Source organism: Streptococcus mitis, assembly GCF_003942965.1.
Classification (GTDB): domain Bacteria; phylum Bacillota; class Bacilli; order Lactobacillales; family Streptococcaceae; genus Streptococcus; species Streptococcus mitis_BH.
Map to the genome: position 1 here is coordinate 30,814 of NZ_RJOG01000014.1, position 25,423 is coordinate 56,236.

A 25,423-nucleotide genomic window follows, 5' to 3' on the forward strand; every position below is an offset into this window, starting at 1 on the left:
TCTAAATTTTTGCTACATTCTAGTATATCATAATTTTCTTAAGCTTTAAACGGCAAAATGTGGTAAAATAGAAGAAATCAAAACTAGTGGAGGAAGCTATTATGCCATTTGTACGCATTGATTTATTTGAAGGACGCACGCTCGAGCAAAAGAAGGCTCTTGCTAAGGAAGTAACGGAAGCTGTTGTCCGTAACACTGGAGCCCCTCAATCAGCTGTTCATGTCATCATCAACGACATGCCGGAAGGAACTTACTTCCCACAAGGGGAAATGCGCACCAAATAAGCTAGCTTAAGCAGAATTGCTTAGGCTTTTTTCAATCTCCAAGTAGCATCCATTGAAGAAATAGTTCAAATTTGTTACAATTTGAAAAGAGACTTGGAAAAATTTCCAAGAAAAGAGCTATTTATTAAAGGAAATATTATGATTACACGTGAATTTGATACCATCGCTGCCATCTCTACTCCACTAGGCGAAGGGGCTATTGGTATTGTCCGCCTGAGCGGAACAGATAGTTTTGCGATTGCGCAAAAGATTTTTAAAGGAAAAGACTTGAGTCAGGTTGCTAGCCATACCCTTAACTACGGTCACATCGTTGACCCTCAGACAGGTAAAGTCATGGACGAGGTTATGGTTGGGGCTATGAAGTCTCCAAAAACCTTCACTCGTGAGGATATTATCGAGATTAACACCCACGGTGGGATTGCGGTGACCAATGAAATTCTCCAACTAGCTATCCGTGAAGGAGCTCGGTTGGCAGAACCTGGTGAATTTACCAAACGTGCCTTTCTAAACGGTCGAGTAGATTTGACACAGGCGGAGGCGGTGATGGATATCATCCGCGCCAAGACAGACAAGGCCATGAATATTGCAGTCAAACAATTAGATGGTTCCCTTTCTGATCTTATCAATAATACCCGTCAAGAAATCCTCAATACACTTGCCCAAGTCGAGGTCAATATTGATTATCCTGAGTACGACGATGTTGAGGAAGCCACTACTGCTGTTGTCCGTGAAAAGACAATGGAGTTTGAACAATTACTAACCAATCTCCTTAGAACAGCCCGTCGCGGTAAAATCCTTCGTGAAGGAATTTCCACAGCCATCATCGGTCGTCCCAACGTTGGAAAATCTAGCCTTCTCAACAACCTCTTGCGTGAGGACAAAGCTATCGTGACTGATATCGCTGGTACCACACGTGATGTCATCGAAGAATACGTCAACATCAATGGTGTACCACTTAAGTTGATTGACACAGCTGGTATCCGTGAAACGGATGACATCGTCGAACAAATTGGAGTTAAGCGTTCGAAAAAAGCTCTTAAGGAAGCTGACTTGGTTTTACTAGTGCTAAATGCTAGTGAACCACTGACTGCTCAAGACAGACAACTCTTAGAAATCAGTCAGGATACCAACCGAATTATTCTACTTAATAAAACCGACCTGCCTGAAGCGATTGAAACTTCAGAACTACCTGAAGATATCATCCGTATTTCCGTCCTAAAAAACCAAAACATCGATAAGATTGAAGAGCGCATTAACAACCTCTTCTTTGAAAATGCAGGTCTTGTAGAGCAAGATGCTACCTACCTATCCAACGCCCGTCACATTTCCCTGATTAAAAAAGCAGTTGAAAGCCTACAAGCCGTTAATGAAGGACTTGAACTGGGGATGCCAGTTGATTTACTTCAAGTTGATCTGACTCGTACCTGGGAAATTCTCGGTGAAATTACTGGGGATGCTGCTCCTGACGAACTCATTACACAACTCTTTAGCCAGTTCTGTTTAGGAAAATAAAAAAAATCCATGATCCCTTCGGTCATGGATTTTTTCTTTGTTAATAATCTGGTCTTAAGACACCTGTTACGGTTGCCTTAGTTGCTTCGTAGTCACCATCTACAACAACCTTAATAATGCGTTTGGCATCTTCTTCTGGTGCTGGAACAAGAGGTAGACGAGTTGGGCCAGCTTCAAATCCCATATAGTTAAGAACTGCCTTAACTGGAGCAGGACTTGGATAAGAGAAGAGGGCATTAACCTTAGGAATGAATTTACGTTGAATCGCTGCGGCTTTCTTCATATCGCTTTCTGCAATGGCAGTAAACATCTCGTGCATTTCATCCCCATTTGTATGAGAGGCAACAGAAATAACCCCGTCCGCACCAAGGTTCATGGCATGGAAAGCATCTCCATCCTCACCTGTATAAATCAAGAATTCTTCTGGCTTGTGCTCAATCAAGTAAGCCATATTAGCCAAGCTAGTACATTCTTTAACACCAATAATATTTGGATGATCAGCTAAACGAAGCATGGTTTCTGGAGTTAATTCGACAACCACACGACCTGGAATGTTATAGATAATAATAGGTAAGTCAGAAGCATCTGCAATGGCCTTAAAATGCTGATACATTCCTTCTTGAGAAGGTTTGTTGTAGTAAGGTACAATAGCAAGCCCAGCAGCAAAACCGCCAAATTCCGCGACTTCTTTGACAAACTCAATAGAGTCACGCGTATCATTGGTACCCACACCCGCAATCAAAGGAACACGTCCATTGACAACTTTTTGTACAGCCGCAAAGAGCTCCAACTCTTCATCGTGAGTCAATGTCGGACTCTCAGCAGTGGTACCTGCGAGAAGAATTCCATCCGTATGATGCGCCAACAGATGCTCAATCAAGGCTGGAATGGCATCAAAGTTGATGGAACCATCCTCGTGGAAGGGAGTAATAAAGGCTGTGATGATTTTACACTCTTTTAAATCCTGATAAGACATGAGAAACACCTCTCTATTTCAAAGAAGGAGTTCAACTGAACTCCTAAACGATATGACTATTTTAATTCAAATTTCAATTCAGTAGTTGGACGAACCAAGCCACGTTCATGAAGAGTTTCAGCAATCTGAACTGAATTCCAAGCAGCACCTTTGAGAAGGTTGTCTGAAACAACCCACATGTGGATTCCTTTTTCAGCATCCAAGTCTTTACGGATACGACCAACAAAGGTATCACGTGAACCCACAGCATTAATGGCTTGAGGATAAATTTGATGAGCCACATCATCTTCAAGAACAGCACCCGGGAAGGCTGCGATAGCTGCTTTTACTTCTTCGATTGGAGCCACTTCTTTTGTTTCGATGTAAACAGACTCAGAGTGAGCTGACAAGACTGGAATACGCACACATGTTGCAGATACTGCAATGCTATCATCTTCCATGATTTTCTTAGTTTCCTTAGTCATCTTCATCTCTTCGTAAGTGTAATCATTGTCAGTGAAGACATCGATTTGTGGAAGAGCATTGAAGGCGATAGGATAATGTTTCTTGTCACCGCCTGAAGGCAAGATTTCAGCATGCAAATCACGTGGAGTTACACCATCATTCAAAACTTCACGAAGTTCACGTTGTGTCTCAAGAATTGCTCCCATACCAGCACCTGAAACTGCTTGGTAAGTTGAAACAATGATACGGTCCAATCCCCATTTTTGGCGAACTGGCTCAAGAGCCACCATCATTTGAATTGTTGAACAGTTAGGGCAGGCAATGATACCGTTGTGGGCATCAAGTGCATGAGCATTGACCTCTGGAACAACCAAAGGAACATCTGGGTTTTGACGGAAGTAAGATGTATTATCTACTACTACCGCTCCAGCTTTAACTGCGTATGGTGCATATTTAGCTGATGTAGAACCACCTGCTGAAAAGAGAGCAATATCAACTCCTTCAAAAGCTGTTTCAGTCGTTTCTTCAATCGTAATATCTTGACCTTTAAATTTCAAAATCTTGCCTGCTGAACGTGCAGAAGCAAGTAAACGAATTTTATCGATTGGAAGTGTTGATTCTTCCAACATTTTTATCATCTGAGCTCCGACAGCACCTGTCGAGCCGACTACAGCAACTGTATATCCCATAAATAACCTCTTTCGGAATTTTCTAAAAATTTCTATAATAGAAGTATTATACTACTTTTTCCATGAATTGCAAAGCTTTTTCATCATTTTTTAGAAAATAAAAATCCCCAGTCGTTAGACTAGGGACTAAGAGGCATCTTCATGTGATGAGCAGGTTCACACAACTCATCAAGGTCCGCTCCTGCGTTATGACCTCCTTATGCTCAATAGTAGTCCGAAGACTACCTATCGACTCATCGCATCTACTATTCTACTAGATAGGAATTTTTTTGTCAATAATAAATTATTTAAAAACCTCTTTTGGAAAGAGGTTAAATTATTATTGATGAACAGCTTGAGCTGCTGTGATGAGGGTCAACTTATAAACATCATCAGCATTACATCCACGAGATAGGTCGTTAACTGGCTTATTCAAACCTTGTAGAACAGGCCCAACAGCCGCAAAACCACCAAGACGTTCTGCCATCTTGTAGCCAATATTTCCTGCCTCGATACCTGGGAAGATGAAGACATTTGCTTGACCAGCTACTGTACTTCCAGGAGCTTTCAAAGCTGCAGTTTCAGGAACAAAGGCTGCATCAAATTGTAACTCACCATCGATTTCAAGGTCAGGACGCAAGTCGTGAGCAATTTTAGTTGCTTCTACAACCTTATCAACGCTTTCACCAAAACCTGAACCCTTAGTAGAATAACTTAGCATAGCAATTTTAGGCTCGATGCCAAACATCTTAGCTGTAATTGCTGAGTTGATTGCAATTTCAGCCAAAGCTTCCGCGTCTGGATTGATATTGATGGCACAGTCCCCAAAGAGGTAACGTTCTGTACCACGAACCATGAGGAAGGCACCTGAAGTACGAGTTACATTTGGACGAGTTTTGATGATTTGAAGGGCTGGGCGAACTGTTGAAGCAGTTGAGTGAATCGCTCCTGACACCATTCCATCAACCAAGCCCAAGTAAACCAACATAACACCAAAATAGTTGACATCTTCAACCAAAACCTTGCGTGCATCTTCTTCAGACATTTTGCCCTTGCGACGTTCTACCAAGGCAGCAACCATTTCTTCAAATTTATCGTAGTGTTGAGGGTCGATGACTTCATAACCGTCCTCAATACCTTCGATTTCAAGATAAATTTTAATTTTTTCAGGATTTCCAAGCAAAACAGGAATTACTTCTGTTTCTTTTACCAGGCGTTTAGTCGCTTGAAGAATACGAGGTTCTTCCCCTTCAGGGAGAACGATACGAGCATTTTTACCAACCAAGTTGGCTTTGAGACTTTCAAAAACTTCCATGAGTTTTCTCCTTTAAGATAATAATTATACTCTGAAACAGTTTTTATAGAGTATTAGTTGATAACTGGGTAATAAGGTTACTAAAATCATCCGGCAAGGGACTTTCTAACTGCAAGTCTTGCTCTAAAAATGGATGATAAAAAGATAGGTAATGGCAATGAAGGGCTTGGCGCTGAATTCCATCGTCTAGACTACCACCGTACAAGTCATCTCCCAACAAAGGAAAACCGATATGAGAAAAATGGACTCGGATTTGGTGGGTTCGCCCAGTGTGCAAGCGAATATCGACCAAGTGAATATTTCCATAAGAAGCTACAATCTTGTAAGAAGTATGAGCATATTTTCCACCTTTAGCTACACGTCTGGTAATAATTGAGTCTTCATCACGCGCAATCGGGGCAATAATTTCCCCCTCTGACTCCAAGTATCCATCACCTTTAACCAAAGCAAAGTAGCGTTTTTGAATGGACTTCTTCTGCAACTGCTTGTCTAATCGTGCATGGGCATAGCCGTGCTTGGCAAAGAGCATCAAGCCAGAAGTGTCCCTATCAAGTCTTGTCACAATGTGAACCTGCTGATTTTCATAGTCTTGCTTGACGTAGTAACCCTTGATAAAATTAGCGATGGTATTGGAGTGATTGACACTAGGAATAGAAGCCACTCCATAGGGTTTATTCAAGACTAGAAAATGGTCATCCTCATAGAGAATATCCAGTGGGCGCTCGATAGCTTCGAGAGTTTCAAAACCTTCCTCAGCGGGAATATCAATGGTAACTCGGTCTCCAATATCCAATAGATACGTCGCATTTTGTGGTTGATCATTGACCAGAATAGCTCCACCTCGAAACTTAATCTTGGCCAGAAGCCCCTTAGAAACCTCGTGCTTTTTCAAAAAGGTCTTGACTTTGACATGCTCATCTGCGATAAATTCAAATCTCATTCGTCCACCTCGCCGATAAAAGCGTCCTTAACACGATTCCAGAAACTGGTGTGGCTAGGTGATGCGACAAAGTGAATCTTATGATGGTCGATTTGATACTCTATTCGTTCAATATTGCGGAAGGAATAGACGCTATTGTCAACCGAAATAGTATGGTAATCGTTTCTTGTTGGAATAAGTTCAATCTTATCCTTCTTTGGAACAATAATGGACGAACCCAGCGTTCGATAAACACGATTGTTAAGGCTAGCAATTTCCGTTAATTGCAAAGCTTCAATGGTTGGGTGTAAAACAGCTCCGCCAAGTGATTTGTTATAGGCTGTACTACCAGTCGGTGTCGAAACTGTTAGCCCATCTCCACGAAAACGTTCAAAGTGGACACCGTTAATCACAACATCCGCCACCATGGTTCGATCAGACCTGCGGATACTGGCTTCATTTAGTGCTCTAAAAATCTTCACTTCACCATTTTCAAGAAAAACCTTCACATTCAGAACAGGGTAAGAGACTCTTGCTCCGGTATCTAGCTGCAAATTAGTCACTAGCTTGTCCAACTCAAAATCACGGTAGTCCGTATAGAAGCCCAAATGTCCAGTGTGAACACCGATAAAGCGTACCTTGTCAAGCTGATTTTCGTACTTATGAAAGGCCGACAAGAGCATACCATCCCCACCAATGGAGATGACAATGTCCGGATTGGTATCATTGAGTATAAACTGATTTCTCTTCAAACGATCTCGCAATTCATACAAAACCCTTTGACTCTGCGGTTTTCTATTAGCTATCAGGTCAATTCGTTTACCTGTATTCTTCATCTGTATCGTCACTGTTTCCTACACCGTCATTTAATTTTCTACTCAAAGGATCAAAAAGAGCCTGAGCTTCCTGAATATCATCTCGAATTTTACCCATTTCTTCATCCAACTGATGGGCAATTTTGGCAGTAATTTCCAGTCTCTTTTTAATTTCCTCTGGGAAATCCCCTTGGTACTTGTAGTTGAGAGAATGTTCTATCGTTGCCCAGAAATTCATGGCCAAAGTACGAATCTGAATTTCCGCCAAAATGGTCTTGGCTCCATTGATGGTATCAACTGTATATTCTACTACCACGTGATAAGAACGGTAGCCTGATGCTTTTCGATGAGTAATGTAATCTCGCTCCTGTATGATCCGCATATCCTGACGTTTGCGCAAAATCTCCACTACTTCCTTAACGTCATCTACAAACTGAACCATCACACGCAAACCAGCAATATCTTGCAAATCGTGTTCCAAGGTCGCATAAGTAATGCCACGCCGAGCCATTTTTTCCTTGATACTCTCAATTGGCTTGACTCGACCAGTCACAAACTCAATAGGAGAATGCTTATTTTGCTTACGATATTGCTTCCGAATACCACGTAGTTTAATCTTTAACTCACCAACAGCTTGAATGTAAGGATCTAGAAATTCTTCCCATTCTAAGGTCATATATTCTCCCTTGTTCTCATATTATCCTTCAAAAATATCTTTGATTTTTTCTCCAGATTCATATACAATAAATACAATGCTTATTATACCATAAATCCGCTTTCAACGATAAAGAAAAGGTAAGAAAAATGAAACATTTAGAAATTGAATTGAAAACACTCTTGAAAAAAGATGAATATGATCGTCTAAAAGACCAGTTCACAGACGTCACTCCTGTTCTTCAAAAAAATTACTACATCGACACTCCTGATTTTGAACTGCGAGAAAAGAAAGTTGCTATGCGCATTCGAACCTTTGAAGACTGGGCAGAATTGACACTCAAAGTCCCGCAAAGTGTTGGAAACATGGAATACAATCAAAAATTGCAACTAGAAGATGCTGAAAACTATTTGAGCAAGAAAGAACTTCCTCAAGGGCTAGTACTGGATGAATTGTCTAAACATGGTATCCAAACTAGTGAGTGGCAGGTGCTTGGTTGTCTAACAACGCTTCGCTATGAAATGCAAACAGCTATTGGTCTCATGGCGCTGGATGAAAGTCAGTACTTTGATATGACAGATTACGAATTAGAGCTTGAAGTTGAAAATCACGAGCAAGGGAAACAAGATTTCCAGCAATTTTTAGAGGAAAATCAGATTGCTTATCAAAAAGCTCCCTCAAAATTGATCCGATTTGTCAAAAGCATGAAAAATAGCTGAAATAATCTCTATTTTTTGGTAAAATAGAAAAGATAAAATACAAAAATCCTAGTTCATATAGGCTAGGCAGATAGGTCTAGGATTTAAAAAGTTTACAGAGGACGGTCTATAATGTCAGATAGAAAAAATATGAAACTTTTCGCACTCAACTCTAACCAAGAGATTGCACAGAAAATTGCACAAGCTGTTGGTGTCCCACTTGGAAAACTGTCATCACGTCAATTTTCAGACGGAGAAATCCAAGTGAATATCGAAGAAAGTGTCCGTGGTTATGATGTTTACATCATCCAATCAACAAGTTTCCCTGTTAACAACCACCTAATGGAATTGTTGATCATGGTTGACGCTTGTGTGCGCGCAAGTGCCCACAGTATCAACGTTGTCCTTCCATATTTTGGCTATGCACGTCAAGACCGCATTGCTTCGCCTCGTGAGCCACTTACAGCGAAACTAGTTGCCAATATGCTAGTTAAGGCTGGTGTCGATCGTATCCTTACGCTTGATTTGCATGCCGTTCAGGTTCAAGGATTCTTTGATATTCCTGTTGATAACCTCTTCACAGTGCCCCTATTTGCCAAACATTACTGCGATAAGGGCTTACTTGGCTCAGATGTTGTTGTTGTTAGCCCTAAAAATTCAGGGGTAAAACGTGCTCGTAGCTTGGCTGAGTATCTTGATGCTCCTATCGCCATTATTGACTACCCTCAAGACGATGCAACTCGCAACGAAGGTTATATCATCGGTGATGTTGAAGGTAAAAAAGCTATCTTGATTGACGATATTTTAAATACTGGACGTACCTTCTCTGAAGCTGCTAAAATCGTTGAACGTGAAGGGGCTACAGAAATTTATGCTGTTTCTAGTCATGGTCTCTTCGTCGAAGGTGCTGCTGAACTTCTTGACAATACTAATATTAAAGAAATTCTTGTGACAGATTCAGTAGCAACAAAAGAAAAAACTCCTAAAAACGTATGCTACATCACTGCTAGTGAGTTAATTGGTGATGCTATCGTCCGTATCCACGAAAGAAAACCAGTAAGCCCACTCTTTGCCTACAACAAAAAGAAATAAGGTGATTCTTTGATTTATTTGGACAATGCTGCAACGACTCCTATGTCAGCAGTTGCTATTTCAGCCATGACCAAGGTGATGCAAGAAACCCATGGAAATCCTTCTAGTATTCATGGTCATGGCCGTCAAGCTGGCAAACTCTTGCGAGAAGCCCGTCAGGAACTAGCTCAGTTACTGGGGACAAAACCTCAACATATCTTTTTCACTTCTGGTGGGACTGAAGGCAACAATACTGCCATCATTGGCTACTGCCTTCGTCATCAAGAACAAGGAAAACATATCATCACAACTGCCATTGAGCACCATGCCGTCCTTGAAACCATTGATTACTTGGTTCAACACTTTGGTTTTGAAGTAACCATTATTCAGCCAGAAAATCAAGAAATCACAGCCCAACAAATTCAAGAGGCCTTACGTGACGATACGATTTTGGTTTCTACCATGTTTGCCAATAATGAGACAGGAAACCTACTGCCCATTACTGAAATTGGCCAAATACTCAAGCAACACCCTACTGCCTATCATGTCGATGCAGTTCAAGCTATTGGCAAAATCCCCATTCACCCAGAAGAATTGGGCATTGATTTTCTCACCGCTTCTGCCCATAAATTCCATGGTCCTAAGGGAATCGGTTTTCTCTACGCATCAAGCATGGACTTTGATTCCTATCTCCATGGCGGAGACCAAGAACAGAAAAAACGTGCAGGGACTGAAAATCTAGCTGCCATCGTAGGCATGGTTGCAGCCTTAAAAGAAGACCTAGAACAACAAGAAGAACATTTTCAACATGTACAAAATTTAGAGACTGCCTTTCTTGCAGAACTAGAGGGAGTTCAGTATTACCTGAATAAAGGCGAACACCATCTCCCTTATGTTCTCAATATTGGATTTCCTGGTCAGAAAAATGATCTCTTACTCCTTCGTCTAGATTTAGCTGGAATTTCAATCTCTACTGGCTCAGCCTGCACTGCGGGCATTGTACAATCCAGCCATGTTCTTGAAGCCGTGTACGGGGCAAATTCAGAACGCTTGAAGGAATCCGTTCGTATCAGTTTGTCGCCAGAAAATACTGTTGAAGACCTACATACCCTCGCAAAAACCTTAAAAGAAATTATCGGAGGTTAGCCATATGGCATTTGAAAAAACCATTCAGTTAAAAAATTGTCGTTACGACTACACTCTTAGCCCTTCTGTTAAAAAATTCACCCTTAAGGACAACACCTTTTTTGAGACTAAGGTTGGTAACTATGAATTGACTCGCCTTTTGGAAAAAGTTCCGAACAGCGGTGAAGGATTCCAACTCAAAATCATCATTAACAAGGAACTTACAGGTGCTAAAATCAATATCACTGACAAATTTGGGCTACGTCTAGTTGATATTTTCAAATCAGAAGACCACCACATTCATCAGGAAAAATTCTACTTCCTCATGGATAGCTTGGTAGAACGTGGTGTCTTTACAAAATCTGAAAGATAGGTCCCATATGTTTGAACTGACCTATAAGGACAGCTATCATGTAGAGCGCACTCTCAAGTATGAGGATTACGAGGCTCTCATGCTGGCTCTGTCAGGATGTGTAACCCTACCAGATACACTTTATGTGACTTCTCTGACTTTTAAGGGCCAGAAAGTTTACCAAGGGCTGGTCGGGGACCTCTACCGTTTTCTATCACATGCAGATTTTTTACATCAAAACTAAGATTTTTCTTAGTTTTTTCTTATTTTTGTTGATTTTTTCACAATGTTTCTATAAAATAGAAGAATAGAAAGGTTGTGATTTTGTGAAAGATAAACAGTCTGCTATTCCAAAAGCTACAGCGAAAAGACTCTCTCTCTACTATCGAATTTTTAAGAGATTTCATGCAGAAAAGATTGAACGTGCCAACTCTAAGCAAATTGCAGAGGCTATCGGTATTGATTCCGCGACCGTACGTCGTGATTTTTCCTACTTTGGTGAACTAGGTCGCCGTGGTTTTGGCTATGATGTCAAAAAACTGATGACATTTTTTGCCGATTTGCTCAATGATAACTCCATCACCAATGTCATGCTGGTTGGTATTGGAAATATGGGCCATGCCCTTCTCCACTACCGCTTCCACGAGCGCAACAAGATGAAGATTATCATGGCCTTTGACCTAGATGACCATCCCGAAGTCGGTACCCAAACTCCTGATGGAATTCCCATTTACGGGATTTCTCAAATCAAGGATAAAATCAAGGATGCTGATGTGAAGACTGCTATCCTGACCGTTCCCAGTGTCAAGTCACAAGAGGTTGCCAATCTCTTAGTGGATGCTGGCGTGAAAGGAATTCTCAGTTTTTCACCTGTCCATCTGCATTTACCAAAAGACGTGGTCGTTCAGTATGTTGATTTGACAAGTGAACTCCAAACCCTCCTCTACTTCATGCGAAAAGAGGATTAGAAAGCGAAAATCATTTTATGAAAAAACCAGTTATTGGGATTACAGGAAACGAAAAAACTCATCCAGATGATGACATCATGATGAGCTACGTAGCAAAAGGCTTTGTTGAAGGCGTTAAAGACGCTGGAGGAATTCCCATCATCCTACCGATTGGTGATCAAGAAATGGCCTGCCACTATATCAGTATGATTGACAAGCTCATCTTGACAGGTGGGCAAAATGTTGATCCAAAATTCTATGGTGAACCAAAAACCATCGATAGCGATGACTACCACCCTCAAAGGGATATCTTTGAACTGGCCCTCATCAAGGAAGCTATTAAACAGAAAAAGCCAATTTTTTCTGTCTGCCGTGGAACACAACTCTTTAACGTTGCCATGGGTGGAACTTTGTACCAAGATATCGAAGATCACTGGCAGGATTGTTCTGCCGAATACACAACTCAACGCTTGGCGACAGAACCAGATACCGTTCTCCGAGAAATCTATGGAGAAATTTCCCATATCAACTCCTTCCACCACCAGAGCATCAAGGATTTGGCACCTAACTTAAAGATTGCGGCTCATGATCCTAAGGATGGTATCATTGAAGCTGTCATGAGTACGGATGATGTCGCCTTTCTCGGTGTCCAATGGCATCCAGAGTTTCTATTTGAAAATCGTCCCAAAGATAAAAACCTCTTTGACTATATCGTTAATGAACTTTAGATTAAATCTGTCTTTTCACGATAGCTAAAATAACTGGAGTGAGAGACAATCAAATGGTCCAAGAGGACAATTCCCATCAGGTCACAGGCTTCTTTAACAAGTTTAGTGACATGATCATCATTTCGACTAGGTGCTACCGCTCCTGAAGGATGATTGTGAACTAAGATGAGAGAGGTCGCCATATGCTTGATAGCATAGTGAAGAATCTCCCGTGGTTCAGCGATACTACGAGTAGCTGAGCCGATAAAAATGGTCTGTTGATGGATGATTTGATTTTGAGTATTGAGATAGAGCGCCACCAGGTGCTCTTGTTTTTTATGTCCTAACTCCTGCTGCATCTTCTTGGCCAACTTTTGACTGCTGAGAATACTTTCCATCTCAAGAGTCTCATGTTTGTGAATACGATGGCCCAGTTCAATCATAGCTTGTAATTCTATAGCCTTAACACGCCCGATACCAGACAGACTCTGCAATTCCTGCAGGGTCATTTTTTTCAAATCCGTTAGGCTTGAAAGATTGTTCAAAACTTTCTGGGCAATTTCAAAAACGCTAGCTTGACGTGTTCCTGTCCTAAGTAAAATAGCTAGCAACTCTTGATTACTGAGCGCTTCAACTCCTTCTTTTGCCAGCCTTTCTCTTGGCAACAGTGAATCTTCTTGGAATGAAATACTATACATAAAAATCCTCCTCACTTTATTATTCGTGAGAAGGATGGAAAATTAGATTTTTTTCTCAATTGGAGCCACACTAGCTAAAAGTTTTTTCAAACCTACTTCTGGGAAATTAATTTTCAATTCCTGAGTTGCACCGCTACCTGAAACTTCCAGAACAGTTCCCTCTCCCCACTTCTTGTGGAGGGCAATGTCACCAATGGACCAATTTGCCTCGCTAGACACTGATTTTGCTCCATCTGTAAATTGACCAAACGGAAGACCGCTTGACTGAATAGTTTTTGGGGCCGCATTGCGTTTACGGTCTTGGAGGGCCTGCGCCAAACTCATACCTTGACCGAAGGCAAGACCACCACTGCTATAAGATGCCTTAAAGCTTGTATTTGCTGGACGCGCCAATCCTTGATACTCAAGTAAGTCTGAACTGATTTCGTTAATAAAACGAGTTGGACGGTTGTAGTTGGTACGACCAAAAAGCAGACGTGAATTAGCATTGGTCAGATAGAGAATTTTCTCTGCACGCGTGATACCTACATAGGCTAGACGGCGCTCTTCTTCCAATTCATCTGGATCTTCAAACGCACGACTAAGTGGAAAGACATTTTCTTCCATCCCAATCAAAAAGACAACTGGAAACTCGAGACCTTTGGCAGCATGCAGGGTCATCAGAGTCACTTCTGATGTCTCCTGACTACCTGAATCTGTATCCGCAATCAAGGCCAAGTCATTTAAGAAATGACTCAGTTTATCCAAACCAGTTTCCTCTTCTGGCACAGCAGAGGTGTCATCAAAGTTCTTCGTAACAGAAAGGAACTCCTCAATGTTTTCAACCCGAGCCTTGCTTTCTAGAGTCGCTTGGGCATTGAGAATATCGACATAACCTGTTTTTTCTAGAACAGCCTCAACCAACTCTGTAATAGTTAATTGATCTAGCTGCTCTCGTAAATCTAGAATCATATTGGCAAAATCCCAGATAGATTGGGCTGCTTTTCCTTTGATACCAGACAACATGATGTTTGCAGAAGCATCTATCATGGACATGTCTTGCATATTCGCAAAGTCACGGATTTTCTCAACTGTACCTGGTCCAATTCCACGTTTAGGCTCGTTGATAATACGCTCAAAACTGATATTGTCACTCAAATTGGCAATAAGATTGAGATAAGCGATAATATCGCGGATTTCCTTACGGCTGTAGAACTTGGTTCCGCCAACCATGGTATAAGGGATATTTGACTTGAGCAAGGCTTCCTCAATAGTACGGGACTGCGCATTTGTACGATAGAGAACTGCAAAATCCTTGTGAAGGAAGTTTTGACTCCGACCAAGTTCATCGATAGTTTTGGCTACAAATACAGCCTCATCTAGCTCATCATTGGCACGATAGTAAACGATTTGTTCCCCATCAGCGTTTTGAGTCCAGAGATTCTTAGGACGGCGGTTTTTATTATTTTTAATGACCTCGTTGGCCGCTTGGAGAATGGTTTTAGTTGAGCGGTAATTCTCCTCCAACAAAACAACCTTGGCTTGGGGATAATCCTTTTCAAAGTCCAAAATATTCTGCATATCAGCACCACGCCAGCCGTAGATAGACTGGTCCGCATCCCCAACCACACAGATATTTTTAAAACGGGAAGCCAAGAGTTTGACCAATTGATACTGGGCATGGTTGGTATCTTGGTACTCATCAACGTGAATGTATTGAAATTTCTGCTGGTAATAAGTCAAAACATCAGGATTTTGATCAAAGAGACGCAAGGTCAGCATAATCAAATCATCAAAGTCAACCGACTCCGACTGACGAAGCTCTTTTTGATAAGCAGTGTAACACTGGGCCACGATTTGCGTATACATATCGCCAGCTTGAGCAGCATAAGCCACATCATCAATCAAATCATTCTTAGCATTGGAAATGGTCCCCAAAATAGTTCGTTCATTCCATTTTTTAGGATCCAAGTTCAACTGTTTGAGAATGCGTTTCATGAGCGTTCGCTGCTCTCCTGGATCCACTATAGTAAAATTACGATTGTAGCCAATATGGTCCGCATCGCGACGCAAAATACGAACACACATGGAGTGGAAGGTCGCAATCAGACAGTCCTGAGTAGCTGGATTGAGTCTATAAGCACGTTCTTTCATCTCACGCGCAGCCTTATTAGTAAAGGTAATGGCCAAGATATTCCACGGATTGATCAGCTTTTCATCAATCAGATAAGCAATGCGGTGGGTCAAAACTCGGGTCTTTCCAGAACCAGCTCCCGCCATAATCAACAAGGGACCTTCTGTCGTTTGCACCGCCTCAGCCTGACGGTCATTCATTCCATTCAATAATGCGTTCATCTTCTCTTCCTTACTCTTGAAGTCAATATTTCTATTATATCAGAATTCAGGGAAAATATCTTTACCTAGACTGGTTATGTGTAGAAGGCAACTCCTTATATCTAGATAAAAAATGAGCTTGGATATTATTTCCAAACTCATTTTTTACTCAATGAAAATCGAAGTGCAAACTAGGAAGCTAGCCGCAGGCTGTACTTGAGTACGGCAAGGTGAAGCTGACGTGGTTTGAATTTGATTTTCAAAGAGTATAAAGTCAATTACAATATACTAGAACAAACCTAGAACTGTTCCATCGCTTTCAACATCCATGTTGAGAGCAGCTGGTCGTTTTGGAAGTCCAGGCATGGTCATGACATCACCAGTTAAGGCAACGATAAAGCCTGCACCTAATTTTGGCACCAATTCACGAATGGTAATTTCAAAGTTTTCAGGTGCTCCAAGGGCATTTGGATTGTCTGAGAAGCTATACTGGGTCTTAGCCATACAGATTGGCAATTTGTCCCAACCGTTTTGAACGATTTGGGCGATTTGTGTTTGAGCTTTCTTCTCAAAGTTCACTTTGCTACCACGGTAGATTTCAGTAACAATCTTTTCAATCTTTTCTTGGACAGAAAGGTCATTATCATACAAACGTTTATAGTTAGATGGGTTTTCAGCGATAGTCTTGACAACCGTTTCAGCAAGAGCTACTCCACCTTCTGCACCATCAGCCCAGACACTTGCTAGTTCAACTGGCACATCAATAGAAGCACAGAGTTCTTTCAAGGCTGCAATTTCAGCTTCTGTATCAGATACAAATTCGTTAATCGCAACAACTGCAGGTACTCCAAATTTACGGATATTTTCAACGTGGCGTTTCAAGTTAGCAAAACCTGCATGAACTGCCTCAACATTTTCCTCTGTAAGAGCGTCTTTAGCCACGCCACCATTCATCTTAAGGGCACGAAGGGTTGCAACAATAACTACTGCATCTGGAGATGTTGGCAAGTTTGGTGTCTTAATATCAAGGAATTTCTCAGCACCAAGGTCTGCACCAAAACCAGCTTCAGTAACTGTGTAATCAGCCAAGTGAAGGGCTGTTGTAGTTGCCAAGACAGAGTTACATCCGTGAGCGATATTGGCAAATGGACCACCATGTACAAAGGCAGGTGTACCGTAAATTGTCTGAACCAGGTTCGGTTTAATAGCATCCTTCAAAATCAAAGCCAAGGCACCTTCAACCTGCAAATCACCTACAGAAACTGGTGTACGGTCGTAACGATAACCAATAACGATATTAGCCAAACGGCGTTTCAAGTCCTCGATGTCTGTAGCCAAGCAAAGAATTGCCATGATTTCGGAAGCAACGGTAATGTCAAAGCCATCCTCACGTGGGATACCATTTAAAGGACCACCAAGCCCAACTGTAACATGACGAAGTGCACGATCATTCAAGTCCACAACACGTTTCCAAAGGATACGACGTTGGTCAATTCCCAACTCATTCCCTTGGTGCAAGTGGTTGTCAATCAAGGCAGAAAGAGCATTGTTGGCAGTCGTAATGGCATGCATGTCTCCAGTGAAGTGAAGGTTGATGTCTTCCATTGGCAGAACTTGAGCGTAACCACCACCAGCTGCACCACCCTTGATACCCATAACTGGACCAAGAGATGGTTCGCGAATAGCAATCATGGTTTTCTTGCCAATCTTATTCAAGGCATCCGCAAGACCAATGGTAATGGTTGATTTTCCTTCACCTGCAGGTGTTGGATTGATGGCAGTAACCAAAATCAATTTACCAACTGGATTGCTCTCAACTGCACGAATTTTATCAAAGCTGAGCTTAGCCTTGTACTTTCCGTACAACTCCAAATCGTCGTAAGAAATACCAAGTTTCTCTACAACATCAACGATTGGCTTCAGCTCAATACTCTGTGCGATTTCAATATCTGTTTTCATTCAAAACTCCTCTAACCTCTTATATGATAATTCATTATAACACAAAACAAGATTTTTAACATCCTAAAACTCTCTAAACGTTCGTAAATATCACTATTTTTAAGGTTTTTAGAGTCCTTTCTTAAATTTTATATGGCTTTATAGTTTNAAACTATATTCTTTCCTTTTACCAAATTTTTATCNCTTTCATTTTACTTACNGTTTATTTTTGTGTACAATAGTGCTATGAAAATTTTAGTTACATCGGGCGGTACCAGTGAAGCTATCGATAGCGTCCGCTCTATCACTAACCATTCTACAGGACGCTTGGGGAAAATCATCACAGAAACTTTGCTTGCTGCAGGGCATGAAGTTTGTTTGATAACAACAAAACGAGCCGTGAAGCCAGAACCTCATCCTAACCTAAGTATTCGAGAAATTAACAATACCAAGAACCTTCTACTGGAAATGCAAGAACGTGTTCAAGATTATCAGGTCTTGATTCACTCAATGGCCGTATCTGATTACACTCCTGTCTATATGACAGGGTTTGAGGAAGTTCAATCTAGTTCCAATCTAGAAGAATTTTTAAGCAAGCAGAATCATCAGGCAAAGATTTCTTCGACTGATGAGATTCAGGTTTTATTCCTGAAAAAAACACCAAAAATCATCTCTCTAATCAAGGAATGGAATCCTGCTATTCATCTGATTGGTTTCAAACTGCTGGTTGATGTTACCGAAGACCATCTGGTTGACATTGCTAGAAAAAGTCTTATCAAGAACCAAGCAGACTTGATTATCGCAAATGACCTGACTCAAATTTCAGCAAACCAGCATCGTGCAATCTTTGTTGAAAAAGATCAACTTCAAACAGTCCAGACTAAAGAAGAAATTGCAAAACTCCTCCTTGAAAAAATTCAAACCTATCATTCATAGAAAGGAAAGCTATGGCACATATTCTCTTGGCTGTAACGGGGTCAATCGCCTCTTACAAGTCGGCAGATTTAGTTAGTTCGCTTAAAAAACAAGGCCATCAAGTCACTGTCTTAATGACCCAGGCTGCTACAGAGTTTATCCAACCTTTGACTCTACAGGTCTTATCACAGAATCCTGTCCACCTGGATGTCATGAAGGAACCCTATCCTGAACAGGTTAATCATATCGAACTTGGTAAAGAAACGGATTTATTTATCGTGGTACCTGCAACAGCTAACACTATTGCAAAACTAGCCCACGGCTTTGCGGACAACATGGTAACCAGTACAGCTCTAGCCCTGCCCAGTCATATTCCCAAACTCATCGCACCAGCAATGAATACAAAAATGTATGACCATCCGGCAACTCAGGCTAATCTGAAAACATTAGAAAGCTACGACTATCAGCTGATTGCTCCTAAGGAATCCCTACTAGCTTGTGGAGACCACGGACGAGGAGCTTTAGCTGACCTCACAATTATTTTAGAAAGAATAAAGGAAACTATCGATGAAAAAACGCTCTAATATTGCACCCATTGCTATCTTTTTTGCAACCATGCTCGTGATACACTTTCTGAGCTCACTTATCTTTAACCTTTTTCCATTCCCAATCAAACCGACCATCGTTCATATTCCTGTCATTATTGCTAGCATTATCTACGGTCCACGCGTTGGTGTTACACTTGGATTTTTGATGGGGCTTCTTAGCTNGACAGTTAATACGATTACGATTCTACCTACAAGCTACCTCTTCTCACCATTTGTACCAAACGGAAACATCTACTCAGCTATCATTGCCATCGTCCCACGTATTTTGATTGGTTTAACTCCGTATCTAGTCTATAAACTGATGAAAAATAAAACTGGTCTGATTCTAGCTGGTGCCCTTGGTTCCTTGACAAATACTGTCTTTGTCCTTGGAGGAATTTTCTACCTTTTTGGAAATGTTTTTGATGGTAATATCCAAAAACTCCTAGCAACTGTTATCTCAACAAATTCGATTGCCGAATTAGTCATTTCCGCAGTTCTAACCCTAGCCATTGTTCCAAGACTACAAACTTTGAAAAAATAAAAACAATCTCCGCTTTCATGCTTGAAGGTGGAGATTTTGCTCTATAAAGTTTCTTTTTAGTGAAATCTTTACTAACTTTTAACTAAAAAACGACCTATAAACTTAAGTAAATCCTTGCTTTATTGTCTTGTTTATTGTACTATACTAGTGTATATACAGTTAAAAAGGAGATTCTTATGAACACACGGAAAAAGACACAATTTATGACAATGACTGCCCTTTTAACGGCTATTGCGATTTTGATTCCAATTGTTATGCCTTTTAAGATTGTCATTCCACCTGCTTCATATACTTTGGGGAGCCACATCGCTATTTTTATCGCTATGTTCTTGTCGCCCTTGATGGCAGTTTTTGTCATCCTAGCCTCTAGTTTTGGATTTTTGATGGCTGGCTATCCTATGGTTATCGTATTTCGAGCTTTCTCTCATATCGTTTTTGGTACCCTAGGAGCTCTTTACCTACAAAAATTCCCCGATACCCTAGATAAACCAAAATCTTCCTGGATTTTTAACTTTGTGTTAGCTGTCGTTCATGCCCTTGCTGAAGTATTAGCCTGTGTCGTTTTTTACGCAACTTCTGGTACCAATGTAGAAAATATGTTTTATGTTCTATTTGTGCTGGTTGGATTTGGCACAATTATCCATAGTATGGTAGACTATACATTAGCACTAGCTGTCTATAAAGTACTTCGAAAACGCCGTTAAAAGGAAGAACTATGACAAAAGATCGCAAACAAGCCCTACTCCAACTCTTGAAAGAAGCTCCTAAAGCCCTCAACGGCCAAAGTTTGGCGGAACATTTTCATGTCACACGTCAGGTCATTGTGCAGGATATTGCAATTTTGAGAGCCGATGGCGCTCCTATCCTATCCACCAATCGTGGCTACATCTATAAGCCAATTGAAACTAATCCTTATGTTCACAAACTTTTCAAAGTGAAACATGAAGTTGAAGAAATCGGTCAAGAACTCCTTGCTATCGTAGATAATGGTGGACGTGTTCAAAATACCTTGATTGATCATCCCGTTTATGGAGAAATTGAAACCTTGCTTAAACTGTCTTGTCGCAGAGATGTGCAACATTTTCTAGAACAAGTCGAGCATTCTGATTTTAAACCTTTATCTGAATTGACAGATGGTATCCATTACCACCTAGTCGAAGCCGAAACACAACAAGACCTCCACTATATTGAGGAGGCCTTGGATCAGCTCGGTTATTTAGTAAAAGACTAGAAAATTTTCTTTTCCCAATCGTCTTCTGTACGGCGAGGGTAGAAAAATTCAGATTTGTCCGGAGCTTCCATCATCTCCATCAAAGGTAGCATATCATAGGCCAGATCCAAGTTTGGAATCTGGTCTTTTTGCACCCAAGAAACTTCTCCTTCATCTGAAGAGCGAAGGGTACCAGAGAACTCAGTCGCCTTATAACAAACAACAATATAGCGCCCACCTGTATCTAGTGGCCAATTTTTAATGCCGACAAGTTGAGGATTTTGGATAGTCAACCCTGTTTCTTCATAGATTTCACGAATGACAGACTCTGCGAAAGATTCGCCATTTTCTACATGGCCTCCTGGAAAGGCATAACCAGACCAGCGATTGGTTTCAGGAGAGCGATACTGCATAACCACGCGCTGAGTTTCGAGATCTTCAATCAAACAAATATTTGTTAAAATCGTTAATTGGGAACGTGACATAAATTTACTCACTTTCTAATTTATTAAATTTTTAGACTTGGTACCAGTACCATTAGCTTCTACTTTTTAAAATTATTTAGAATAGAATACCATCCGTTTTTCCTTTATAGGCTTTCCAAGTTCAAGTATTTTTTCTTGGTCATCAAAAGTAAAACCCATTTTTTGATAGAAGGTAATGGCGCGCTTATTATCTTTCAATACCCATAAGAAAATTTCAGAAAAATGATCAAGAGCAATCAAAGCTGCTTTCACTAACTTTTGTGCAGTGCCTTTTCCGTAATAGTCTTTTAAAACATATAAGGCAATAATTTCACCAGCTTGAATAGTCTCATCACGAAAGTTGCCATAACTTATAAAACCAACTACCTTCAGACCATCCATCGCAATCAATGTATTTTCTGGAAACTTTTGACTAAAGAATCGACATCTTTCTAATGTCATTGTCTCCTGAAATTCTGCAGGCAAAAGGTCGTCATAAGCTTCTCTCCACGCTTTCCAGTGAACAAGTGATTTACCTTCTATCTCTTCAGGAGTTTCCATTGATTTAATAATAACCGTCATTTATTTTCTTCTCCTTAATCCAACAGTCTGACTTCCTTTGCTACTTTTTGTAGAAATTTTTCTCTTGTTGAACTTGTATTCACTTCACGTCCTAACTCTCCTAAGATTGAAACCCTCTTTGTTTTGATACCGCAATGATTCAGGACAGCATTCTTTAATACTGATATTCCATAACTGTCTGGAATATTAATCGGACCAGAAAATACTTTGTACCACCAAGTTGGTGCCATAGAGGTTGCATAGATACTAGCTGTTTTTCCTTTTAGTAATTTTTTGAACTGTTTACCTCTCAAGTAATTCAAAATAAAGCTTCCTCGATTATTTGCAGAGTATGCAATGCCTGGCGTAAAAACACGATCAATCCACCCCTTCAATAGACTAGGCATACCACTCCACCAAATAGGATAAACAAAAATGAAATGATCTGCCCACTGGATTAATTCTTGAGAGCGTAGAATAAACGGATCGTCCTCCATCCTTTGTCGATAACCATAACGTAAAACAGGATCAAACTCTTCTGCATTAAGATTAATCATTTCAAGTTCATGTCTATTTGAGTCTATGTTTTCTACAATCGTTTGAAAAATTGCTTGGCAGTAACTTTCTTTATCAGGATGTCCATTGATAACTAAAATATTCATAAAATTCCCCTAATCTAACGCCTTGACTTCCAACATCATATCACGAATCTGAGCTGCTAGTTCAAAGTCAAGCACTTCGACGGCTTCTTGCATTTGTTTTTCTAGTTTCTTGACAAGTTCCTTACGTTCTTGTTTGTTGAGGCTATTGATATCGACTTCCTTGTCCTCTTCCTTAGCAACTGCCTTGGTCACAGCAATCAGATCACGGATTTCTTTCTTGATTGTCTGAGGCACAATACCGTGTTCTTCATTATAGGCCATCTGGATTTTACGACGACGAGCAGTTTCATCGATGGCACGTTGCATAGACTGAGTCACAGTGTCCGCATACATAATGACATGCCCTTCGCTATTACGGGCAGCACGTCCAATGGTCTGGATGAGTCCACGCTCGTTACGGAGGAAGCCTTCCTTGTCAGCATCGAGAATGGCAACCAAGCTTACTTCAGGAACGTCAATTCCTTCACGAAGGAGGTTGATTCCGACCAAGACATCAAAGACACCCAAGCGCAGGTCACGGATAATCTCTGTCCGCTCTAAAGTCTTGATATCCGAGTGCATGTACTTAACCTTGATACCCATTTCCTTGAAGTAGTCGGTCAAGTCTTCTGCCATTTTCTTGGTCAAGGTGGTAATAAAGGTTCGTTCATTCTTTTCAACACGGGCATTAATTTCACCTAAGAGATCATCAATCTGTCCCATGGTTGGACGGACTTCCACCTCAGGATCCAAGAGTCCCGTTGGACGAATGATTTGCTCAATTATTGTCTCAGTCTGTTCATTTTCATAGTCACCAGGTGTCGCTGAAACGTAAACAATCTGATGCACATGGCTTTCAAACTCTTCGCGACGTAAAGGTCGATTGTCCAAAGCTGATGGCAAACGGAAACCATAATTAACCAGCATTTCCTTACGCGAACGGTCTCCATTGTACATGCCTTTTATTTGTCCCATGGTCATGTGGCTCTCATCAATCATGATCAAGAAATCATCTGGGAAGAAGTCGAGAAGCGTATAAGGAGGCTCTCCTTCGCTACGACCATCCATGTGGCGTGAATAGTTTTCAACACCGTTGGTATAGCCCATCTCGCGCAGCATCTCAATATCATACTCTGTCCGCTGTTTCAAACGTTGGACTTCAAGCAATTTACCTTGCTTTTCAAAGATAGCTAGTTGCTCCTCCAACTCGGCCTGAATCTTGGCAATGGCAACTTCCATGTGGTCGTCATTGGTCACAAAGTGAGTCGCAGGGAAAATCGCTAAATGATCCACTTCTCCCAAGACCTGACCTGTCAGCGCCTCAACCTCACGGATACGGTCAATTTCGTCTCCAAAAAATTCTACTCGAAAGGCGTGTTCATCACGGGAAGCTGGGAAAATCTCCACTACATCCCCACGAACGCGAAACCTTCCCCGTTGGAAATCAATATCATTTCGCTCAAACTGAATATCGACCAAGTCATTTAAGAGTTTATCACGAGAAATTTCAAGACCTGGACGGAGACTAACGACACTATCAGCGTATTCCTTGGGCGAACCCAAACCATAGATACAAGAGACTGAGGCCACGACAATAACATCATTGCGCTCCAAAAGGGCCGAAGTCGCTGAGTGACGAAGTTTATCAATCTCGTCATTGACAGAACTATCCTTTTCAATATAGGTGTCGCTAGAAGGGACATAAGCTTCTGGCTGGTAATAATCATAGTAAGACACAAAATACTCAACTGCATTTTCAGGGAAAAATTCCTTAAACTCTCCATAGAGCTGGCCAGCAAGCGTCTTATTGTGAGCAATGACCAGAGTGGGTTTATTGACTTTGGAAATGACTTGACTCATGGTATAGGTCTTCCCTGTTCCAGTCGCCCCCATCAGAATCTGAGCTTTTTCTCCACCCTCAATGTTATCAACCAATTGCTCGATAGCTTGGGGTTGATCTCCTGATGGTTGATATTTTGATACTAGTTTAAATTGATTGTCTGTAATGCGGTTAATCATAAGAATCCTCTCTCGATGTGCTATTCCTATTTTAGCATACTTGTAGCATTTTCACGAAGAAAAGGACGGACCGAAGTCACATCCTTTCATTTTCTTTCTTTAATTGATAGGCTAGGTAGACAATCAGCAGTAGCAAGACCAGACTTGTCATGATAGATCCTTCTATGCCAAAAGAACCACCTGATAGCCAGCCTTGATCGCCTTGTGGTAAAAAGGTCATCAGCGATGTTCCTGACTGCTGACCACTAACTAAAATCCCAAAGAGATTTCCTTGAGCAAAATTCCAAGCACCATGAATACCTGCCACACCCCAAACTGTATCAGTTTTGAGAAGGTAAAGAGCCATGGCAACTCCGAATAAGAAGAGATTCATTAGAGATAGAGATGTTAGACCAGAATTGCCCATATGAAGCAGGGTAAAGAACAGGCTAGATATAAGAACAGCAAGTTTTAGATTGGTTCTTGAGGCCAATTGAGGAAGGAGCCAAGCACGCGACACTACTTCTTCTGCTGTCCCCTGTAAAATCCAAAACGGAATGGTAAAAATAACAAAGGCAAGCGAATAAGGATTTAAGTGAATAGACTCAAAACGATATTGCCCCACGGCTACCAAACCTAACAAGGTCAGAAGAAAAAGCGCTAAACCTAGACCAAATCCTTTCAGAAGATTTCTGAGGAAATTCTCTCTATAAAATCCTAAAGTTCGAATAGGTCTTTTCTCAACTTTTCTAGTCCATCTAAACACAGTGTTAAGAATAAAACCAAAGGCCAGTAAATCTAAAATTAAATGAAAGTCACTTGTTTTATCCGTCAAGCTCGCATGCAAAGTCTGCAAGTAGGTTGCAAGATTTTGACCAGTCTCTCCAAAATTTCTAGCAAGTCCGATGAGAGCTAACAAACTAATACCATATAAAGTATAAGCCACAAACTCTCCTATGAAGACAAAAACAAAGGCTAACAAGGGGCTTGTGTAGAGGTTTAACCGCATTTGAGAAGCTTGGAAGTCTTTAAATATTCTTTTATCCTTCATATCTCCGTCCTCATT

At 41.0% G+C, this 25,423-nt stretch carries 28 protein-coding genes; 14 read left to right on the forward strand and 14 right to left on the reverse strand.

The annotated features are described in order from the left end of the window. The first annotated feature begins 101 nt into the window (after positions 1 to 101). Together D8837_RS05635 and mnmE are read left to right on the forward strand one after the other, a co-directional pair. Complete coding sequence (locus tag D8837_RS05635) at positions 102 to 284, forward strand: 4-oxalocrotonate tautomerase (protein WP_001117401.1); 183 nt, start codon at positions 102 to 104, stop codon at positions 282 to 284. Between the two features lie 138 nt (positions 285 to 422). Beyond that, complete coding sequence (gene mnmE / locus D8837_RS05640; protein WP_125456464.1) at positions 423 to 1,796, forward strand: tRNA uridine-5-carboxymethylaminomethyl(34) synthesis GTPase MnmE; 1,374 nt, start codon at positions 423 to 425, stop codon at positions 1,794 to 1,796. Between the two features lie 40 nt (positions 1,797 to 1,836). On the opposite strand, the gene dapA is transcribed toward mnmE, so the two are convergent. The 6 genes from dapA to D8837_RS05670 all read right to left on the reverse strand — a co-directional run bounded on the left by dapA (position 1,837) and on the right by D8837_RS05670 (position 7,609). Continuing rightward, complete coding sequence (gene dapA / locus D8837_RS05645) at positions 1,837 to 2,772, reverse strand: 4-hydroxy-tetrahydrodipicolinate synthase (protein ID WP_000121621.1); 936 nt, start codon at positions 2,770 to 2,772, stop codon at positions 1,837 to 1,839. A 56-nt stretch (positions 2,773 to 2,828) separates the two neighbouring features. Beyond that, on the reverse strand, positions 2,829 to 3,905 hold the full coding sequence (locus D8837_RS05650) for an aspartate-semialdehyde dehydrogenase (RefSeq protein ID WP_125456465.1): 1,077 nt from the start codon (positions 3,903 to 3,905) through the stop codon (positions 2,829 to 2,831). 319 nt (positions 3,906 to 4,224) lie between these two features. Further along, positions 4,225 to 5,199: a phosphate acetyltransferase gene (gene pta / locus D8837_RS05655; protein WP_000451571.1), complete on the reverse strand. Its 975-nt coding sequence runs from the start codon at positions 5,197 to 5,199 to the stop codon at positions 4,225 to 4,227. A 43-nt stretch (positions 5,200 to 5,242) separates the two neighbouring features. After that, on the reverse strand, positions 5,243 to 6,139 hold the full coding sequence (locus D8837_RS05660) for an RluA family pseudouridine synthase (RefSeq protein WP_125456466.1): 897 nt from the start codon (positions 6,137 to 6,139) through the stop codon (positions 5,243 to 5,245). Then, entirely contained in the window at positions 6,136 to 6,954 is an 819-nt protein-coding gene (locus D8837_RS05665) for an NAD kinase (protein ID WP_000799056.1), read from the reverse strand. The genes D8837_RS05660 and D8837_RS05665 overlap by 4 nt, the downstream gene beginning before the upstream one ends. Next, entirely contained in the window at positions 6,938 to 7,609 is a 672-nt protein-coding gene (locus D8837_RS05670) for a GTP pyrophosphokinase (RefSeq protein ID WP_000171682.1), read from the reverse strand. Before D8837_RS05670 ends, D8837_RS05665 begins: the two co-directional genes overlap by 17 nt. A gap of 128 nt (positions 7,610 to 7,737) precedes the next feature. On the opposite strand from D8837_RS05670, the gene D8837_RS05675 reads away from it, so the two are divergent. The 7 genes from D8837_RS05675 (at position 7,738) to D8837_RS05705 (ending at position 12,509) form a co-directional block, all read left to right on the forward strand. After that, complete coding sequence (locus D8837_RS05675) at positions 7,738 to 8,307, forward strand: CYTH domain-containing protein (RefSeq protein WP_125456467.1); 570 nt, start codon at positions 7,738 to 7,740, stop codon at positions 8,305 to 8,307. A 111-nt stretch (positions 8,308 to 8,418) separates the two neighbouring features. Then, positions 8,419 to 9,378 (forward strand): ribose-phosphate diphosphokinase, encoded by a 960-nt coding sequence (locus D8837_RS05680; protein WP_001283818.1) that lies wholly within the window; start codon positions 8,419 to 8,421, stop codon positions 9,376 to 9,378. Between the two features lie 9 nt (positions 9,379 to 9,387). Beyond that, positions 9,388 to 10,503 carry a cysteine desulfurase family protein gene (locus tag D8837_RS05685; protein ID WP_125456468.1) on the forward strand — a complete coding sequence of 372 codons (1,116 nt, stop codon included), beginning with the start codon at positions 9,388 to 9,390 and terminating at the stop codon, positions 10,501 to 10,503. A 4-nt stretch (positions 10,504 to 10,507) separates the two neighbouring features. Beyond that, positions 10,508 to 10,855, forward strand: coding sequence for a DUF1831 domain-containing protein (locus D8837_RS05690; RefSeq protein WP_000863540.1), 348 nt, complete (start codon positions 10,508 to 10,510; stop codon positions 10,853 to 10,855). Between the two features lie 7 nt (positions 10,856 to 10,862). Next, positions 10,863 to 11,078 (forward strand): DUF4649 family protein, encoded by a 216-nt coding sequence (locus D8837_RS05695; protein ID WP_024057589.1) that lies wholly within the window; start codon positions 10,863 to 10,865, stop codon positions 11,076 to 11,078. Positions 11,079 to 11,160: 82 nt separating this feature from the next. Next, positions 11,161 to 11,802 (forward strand): redox-sensing transcriptional repressor Rex, encoded by a 642-nt coding sequence (locus D8837_RS05700; protein ID WP_000653417.1) that lies wholly within the window; start codon positions 11,161 to 11,163, stop codon positions 11,800 to 11,802. Between the two features lie 17 nt (positions 11,803 to 11,819). Then, positions 11,820 to 12,509, forward strand: a complete 690-nt coding sequence (locus D8837_RS05705; protein WP_125456469.1) for a gamma-glutamyl-gamma-aminobutyrate hydrolase family protein — start codon at positions 11,820 to 11,822, stop codon at positions 12,507 to 12,509. Here D8837_RS05705 and radC read toward each other — a convergent pair. The 3 genes from radC to D8837_RS05720 form a co-directional block, all read right to left on the reverse strand. Beyond that, positions 12,506 to 13,186, reverse strand: a complete 681-nt coding sequence (gene radC, locus D8837_RS05710; RefSeq protein ID WP_033688879.1) for a RadC family protein — start codon at positions 13,184 to 13,186, stop codon at positions 12,506 to 12,508. The genes D8837_RS05705 and radC overlap by 4 nt on opposite strands. A gap of 42 nt (positions 13,187 to 13,228) precedes the next feature. Then, positions 13,229 to 15,520 (reverse strand): DNA helicase PcrA, encoded by a 2,292-nt coding sequence (pcrA, locus tag D8837_RS05715; RefSeq protein WP_125456470.1) that lies wholly within the window; start codon positions 15,518 to 15,520, stop codon positions 13,229 to 13,231. Positions 15,521 to 15,787: 267 nt separating this feature from the next. Further along, the gene (locus D8837_RS05720) at positions 15,788 to 17,458 is read right to left on the reverse strand and encodes a formate--tetrahydrofolate ligase (RefSeq protein WP_125456471.1); all 1,671 of its coding nucleotides are present in this window, start codon (positions 17,456 to 17,458) and stop codon (positions 15,788 to 15,790) included. Positions 17,459 to 17,683: 225 nt separating this feature from the next. Here D8837_RS05720 and coaB point away from each other — a divergent pair, with 225 nt between their 5' ends. The 5 genes from coaB to D8837_RS05745 all read left to right on the forward strand — a co-directional run bounded on the left by coaB (position 17,684) and on the right by D8837_RS05745 (position 20,714). Next, positions 17,684 to 18,373, forward strand: coding sequence for a phosphopantothenate--cysteine ligase (gene coaB / locus D8837_RS05725; protein WP_061864646.1), 690 nt, complete (start codon positions 17,684 to 17,686; stop codon positions 18,371 to 18,373). 11 nt (positions 18,374 to 18,384) lie between these two features. Next, the gene (coaC, locus tag D8837_RS05730; protein ID WP_061864647.1) at positions 18,385 to 18,936 is read left to right on the forward strand and encodes a phosphopantothenoylcysteine decarboxylase; all 552 of its coding nucleotides are present in this window, start codon (positions 18,385 to 18,387) and stop codon (positions 18,934 to 18,936) included. Next, entirely contained in the window at positions 18,920 to 19,483 is a 564-nt protein-coding gene (locus D8837_RS05735; RefSeq protein WP_125456472.1) for an ECF transporter S component, read from the forward strand. Before coaC ends, D8837_RS05735 begins: the two co-directional genes overlap by 17 nt. 176 nt (positions 19,484 to 19,659) lie before the next feature. Beyond that, a complete protein-coding gene (locus D8837_RS05740; protein WP_042751246.1) occupies positions 19,660 to 20,187 on the forward strand; it encodes an ECF transporter S component in 528 nt (175 codons plus the stop codon). An 11-nt stretch (positions 20,188 to 20,198) separates the two neighbouring features. Continuing rightward, positions 20,199 to 20,714, forward strand: a complete 516-nt coding sequence (locus tag D8837_RS05745) for a transcription repressor NadR (RefSeq protein ID WP_125409923.1) — start codon at positions 20,199 to 20,201, stop codon at positions 20,712 to 20,714. Here the strand turns inward: D8837_RS05745 and D8837_RS05750 are convergent. From D8837_RS05750 to D8837_RS05770, 5 genes are all read right to left on the reverse strand, one after another. Then, positions 20,711 to 21,178, reverse strand: coding sequence for an 8-oxo-dGTP diphosphatase (locus tag D8837_RS05750; RefSeq protein WP_042751248.1), 468 nt, complete (start codon positions 21,176 to 21,178; stop codon positions 20,711 to 20,713). The genes D8837_RS05745 and D8837_RS05750 overlap by 4 nt on opposite strands. Positions 21,179 to 21,250: 72 nt before the next feature. Beyond that, positions 21,251 to 21,739, reverse strand: coding sequence for a GNAT family N-acetyltransferase (locus D8837_RS05755; RefSeq protein ID WP_125456473.1), 489 nt, complete (start codon positions 21,737 to 21,739; stop codon positions 21,251 to 21,253). Positions 21,740 to 21,753: 14 nt separating this feature from the next. After that, positions 21,754 to 22,380: an NAD(P)H-dependent oxidoreductase gene (locus D8837_RS05760; protein ID WP_070843030.1), complete on the reverse strand. Its 627-nt coding sequence runs from the start codon at positions 22,378 to 22,380 to the stop codon at positions 21,754 to 21,756. A gap of 9 nt (positions 22,381 to 22,389) precedes the next feature. Beyond that, on the reverse strand, positions 22,390 to 24,378 hold the full coding sequence (gene uvrB, locus D8837_RS05765; protein WP_125456474.1) for an excinuclease ABC subunit UvrB: 1,989 nt from the start codon (positions 24,376 to 24,378) through the stop codon (positions 22,390 to 22,392). A 76-nt stretch (positions 24,379 to 24,454) separates the two neighbouring features. After that, positions 24,455 to 25,408 (reverse strand): CPBP family intramembrane glutamic endopeptidase, encoded by a 954-nt coding sequence (locus tag D8837_RS05770; RefSeq protein WP_125456475.1) that lies wholly within the window; start codon positions 25,406 to 25,408, stop codon positions 24,455 to 24,457. Positions 25,409 to 25,423: the final 15 nt, after the last annotated feature.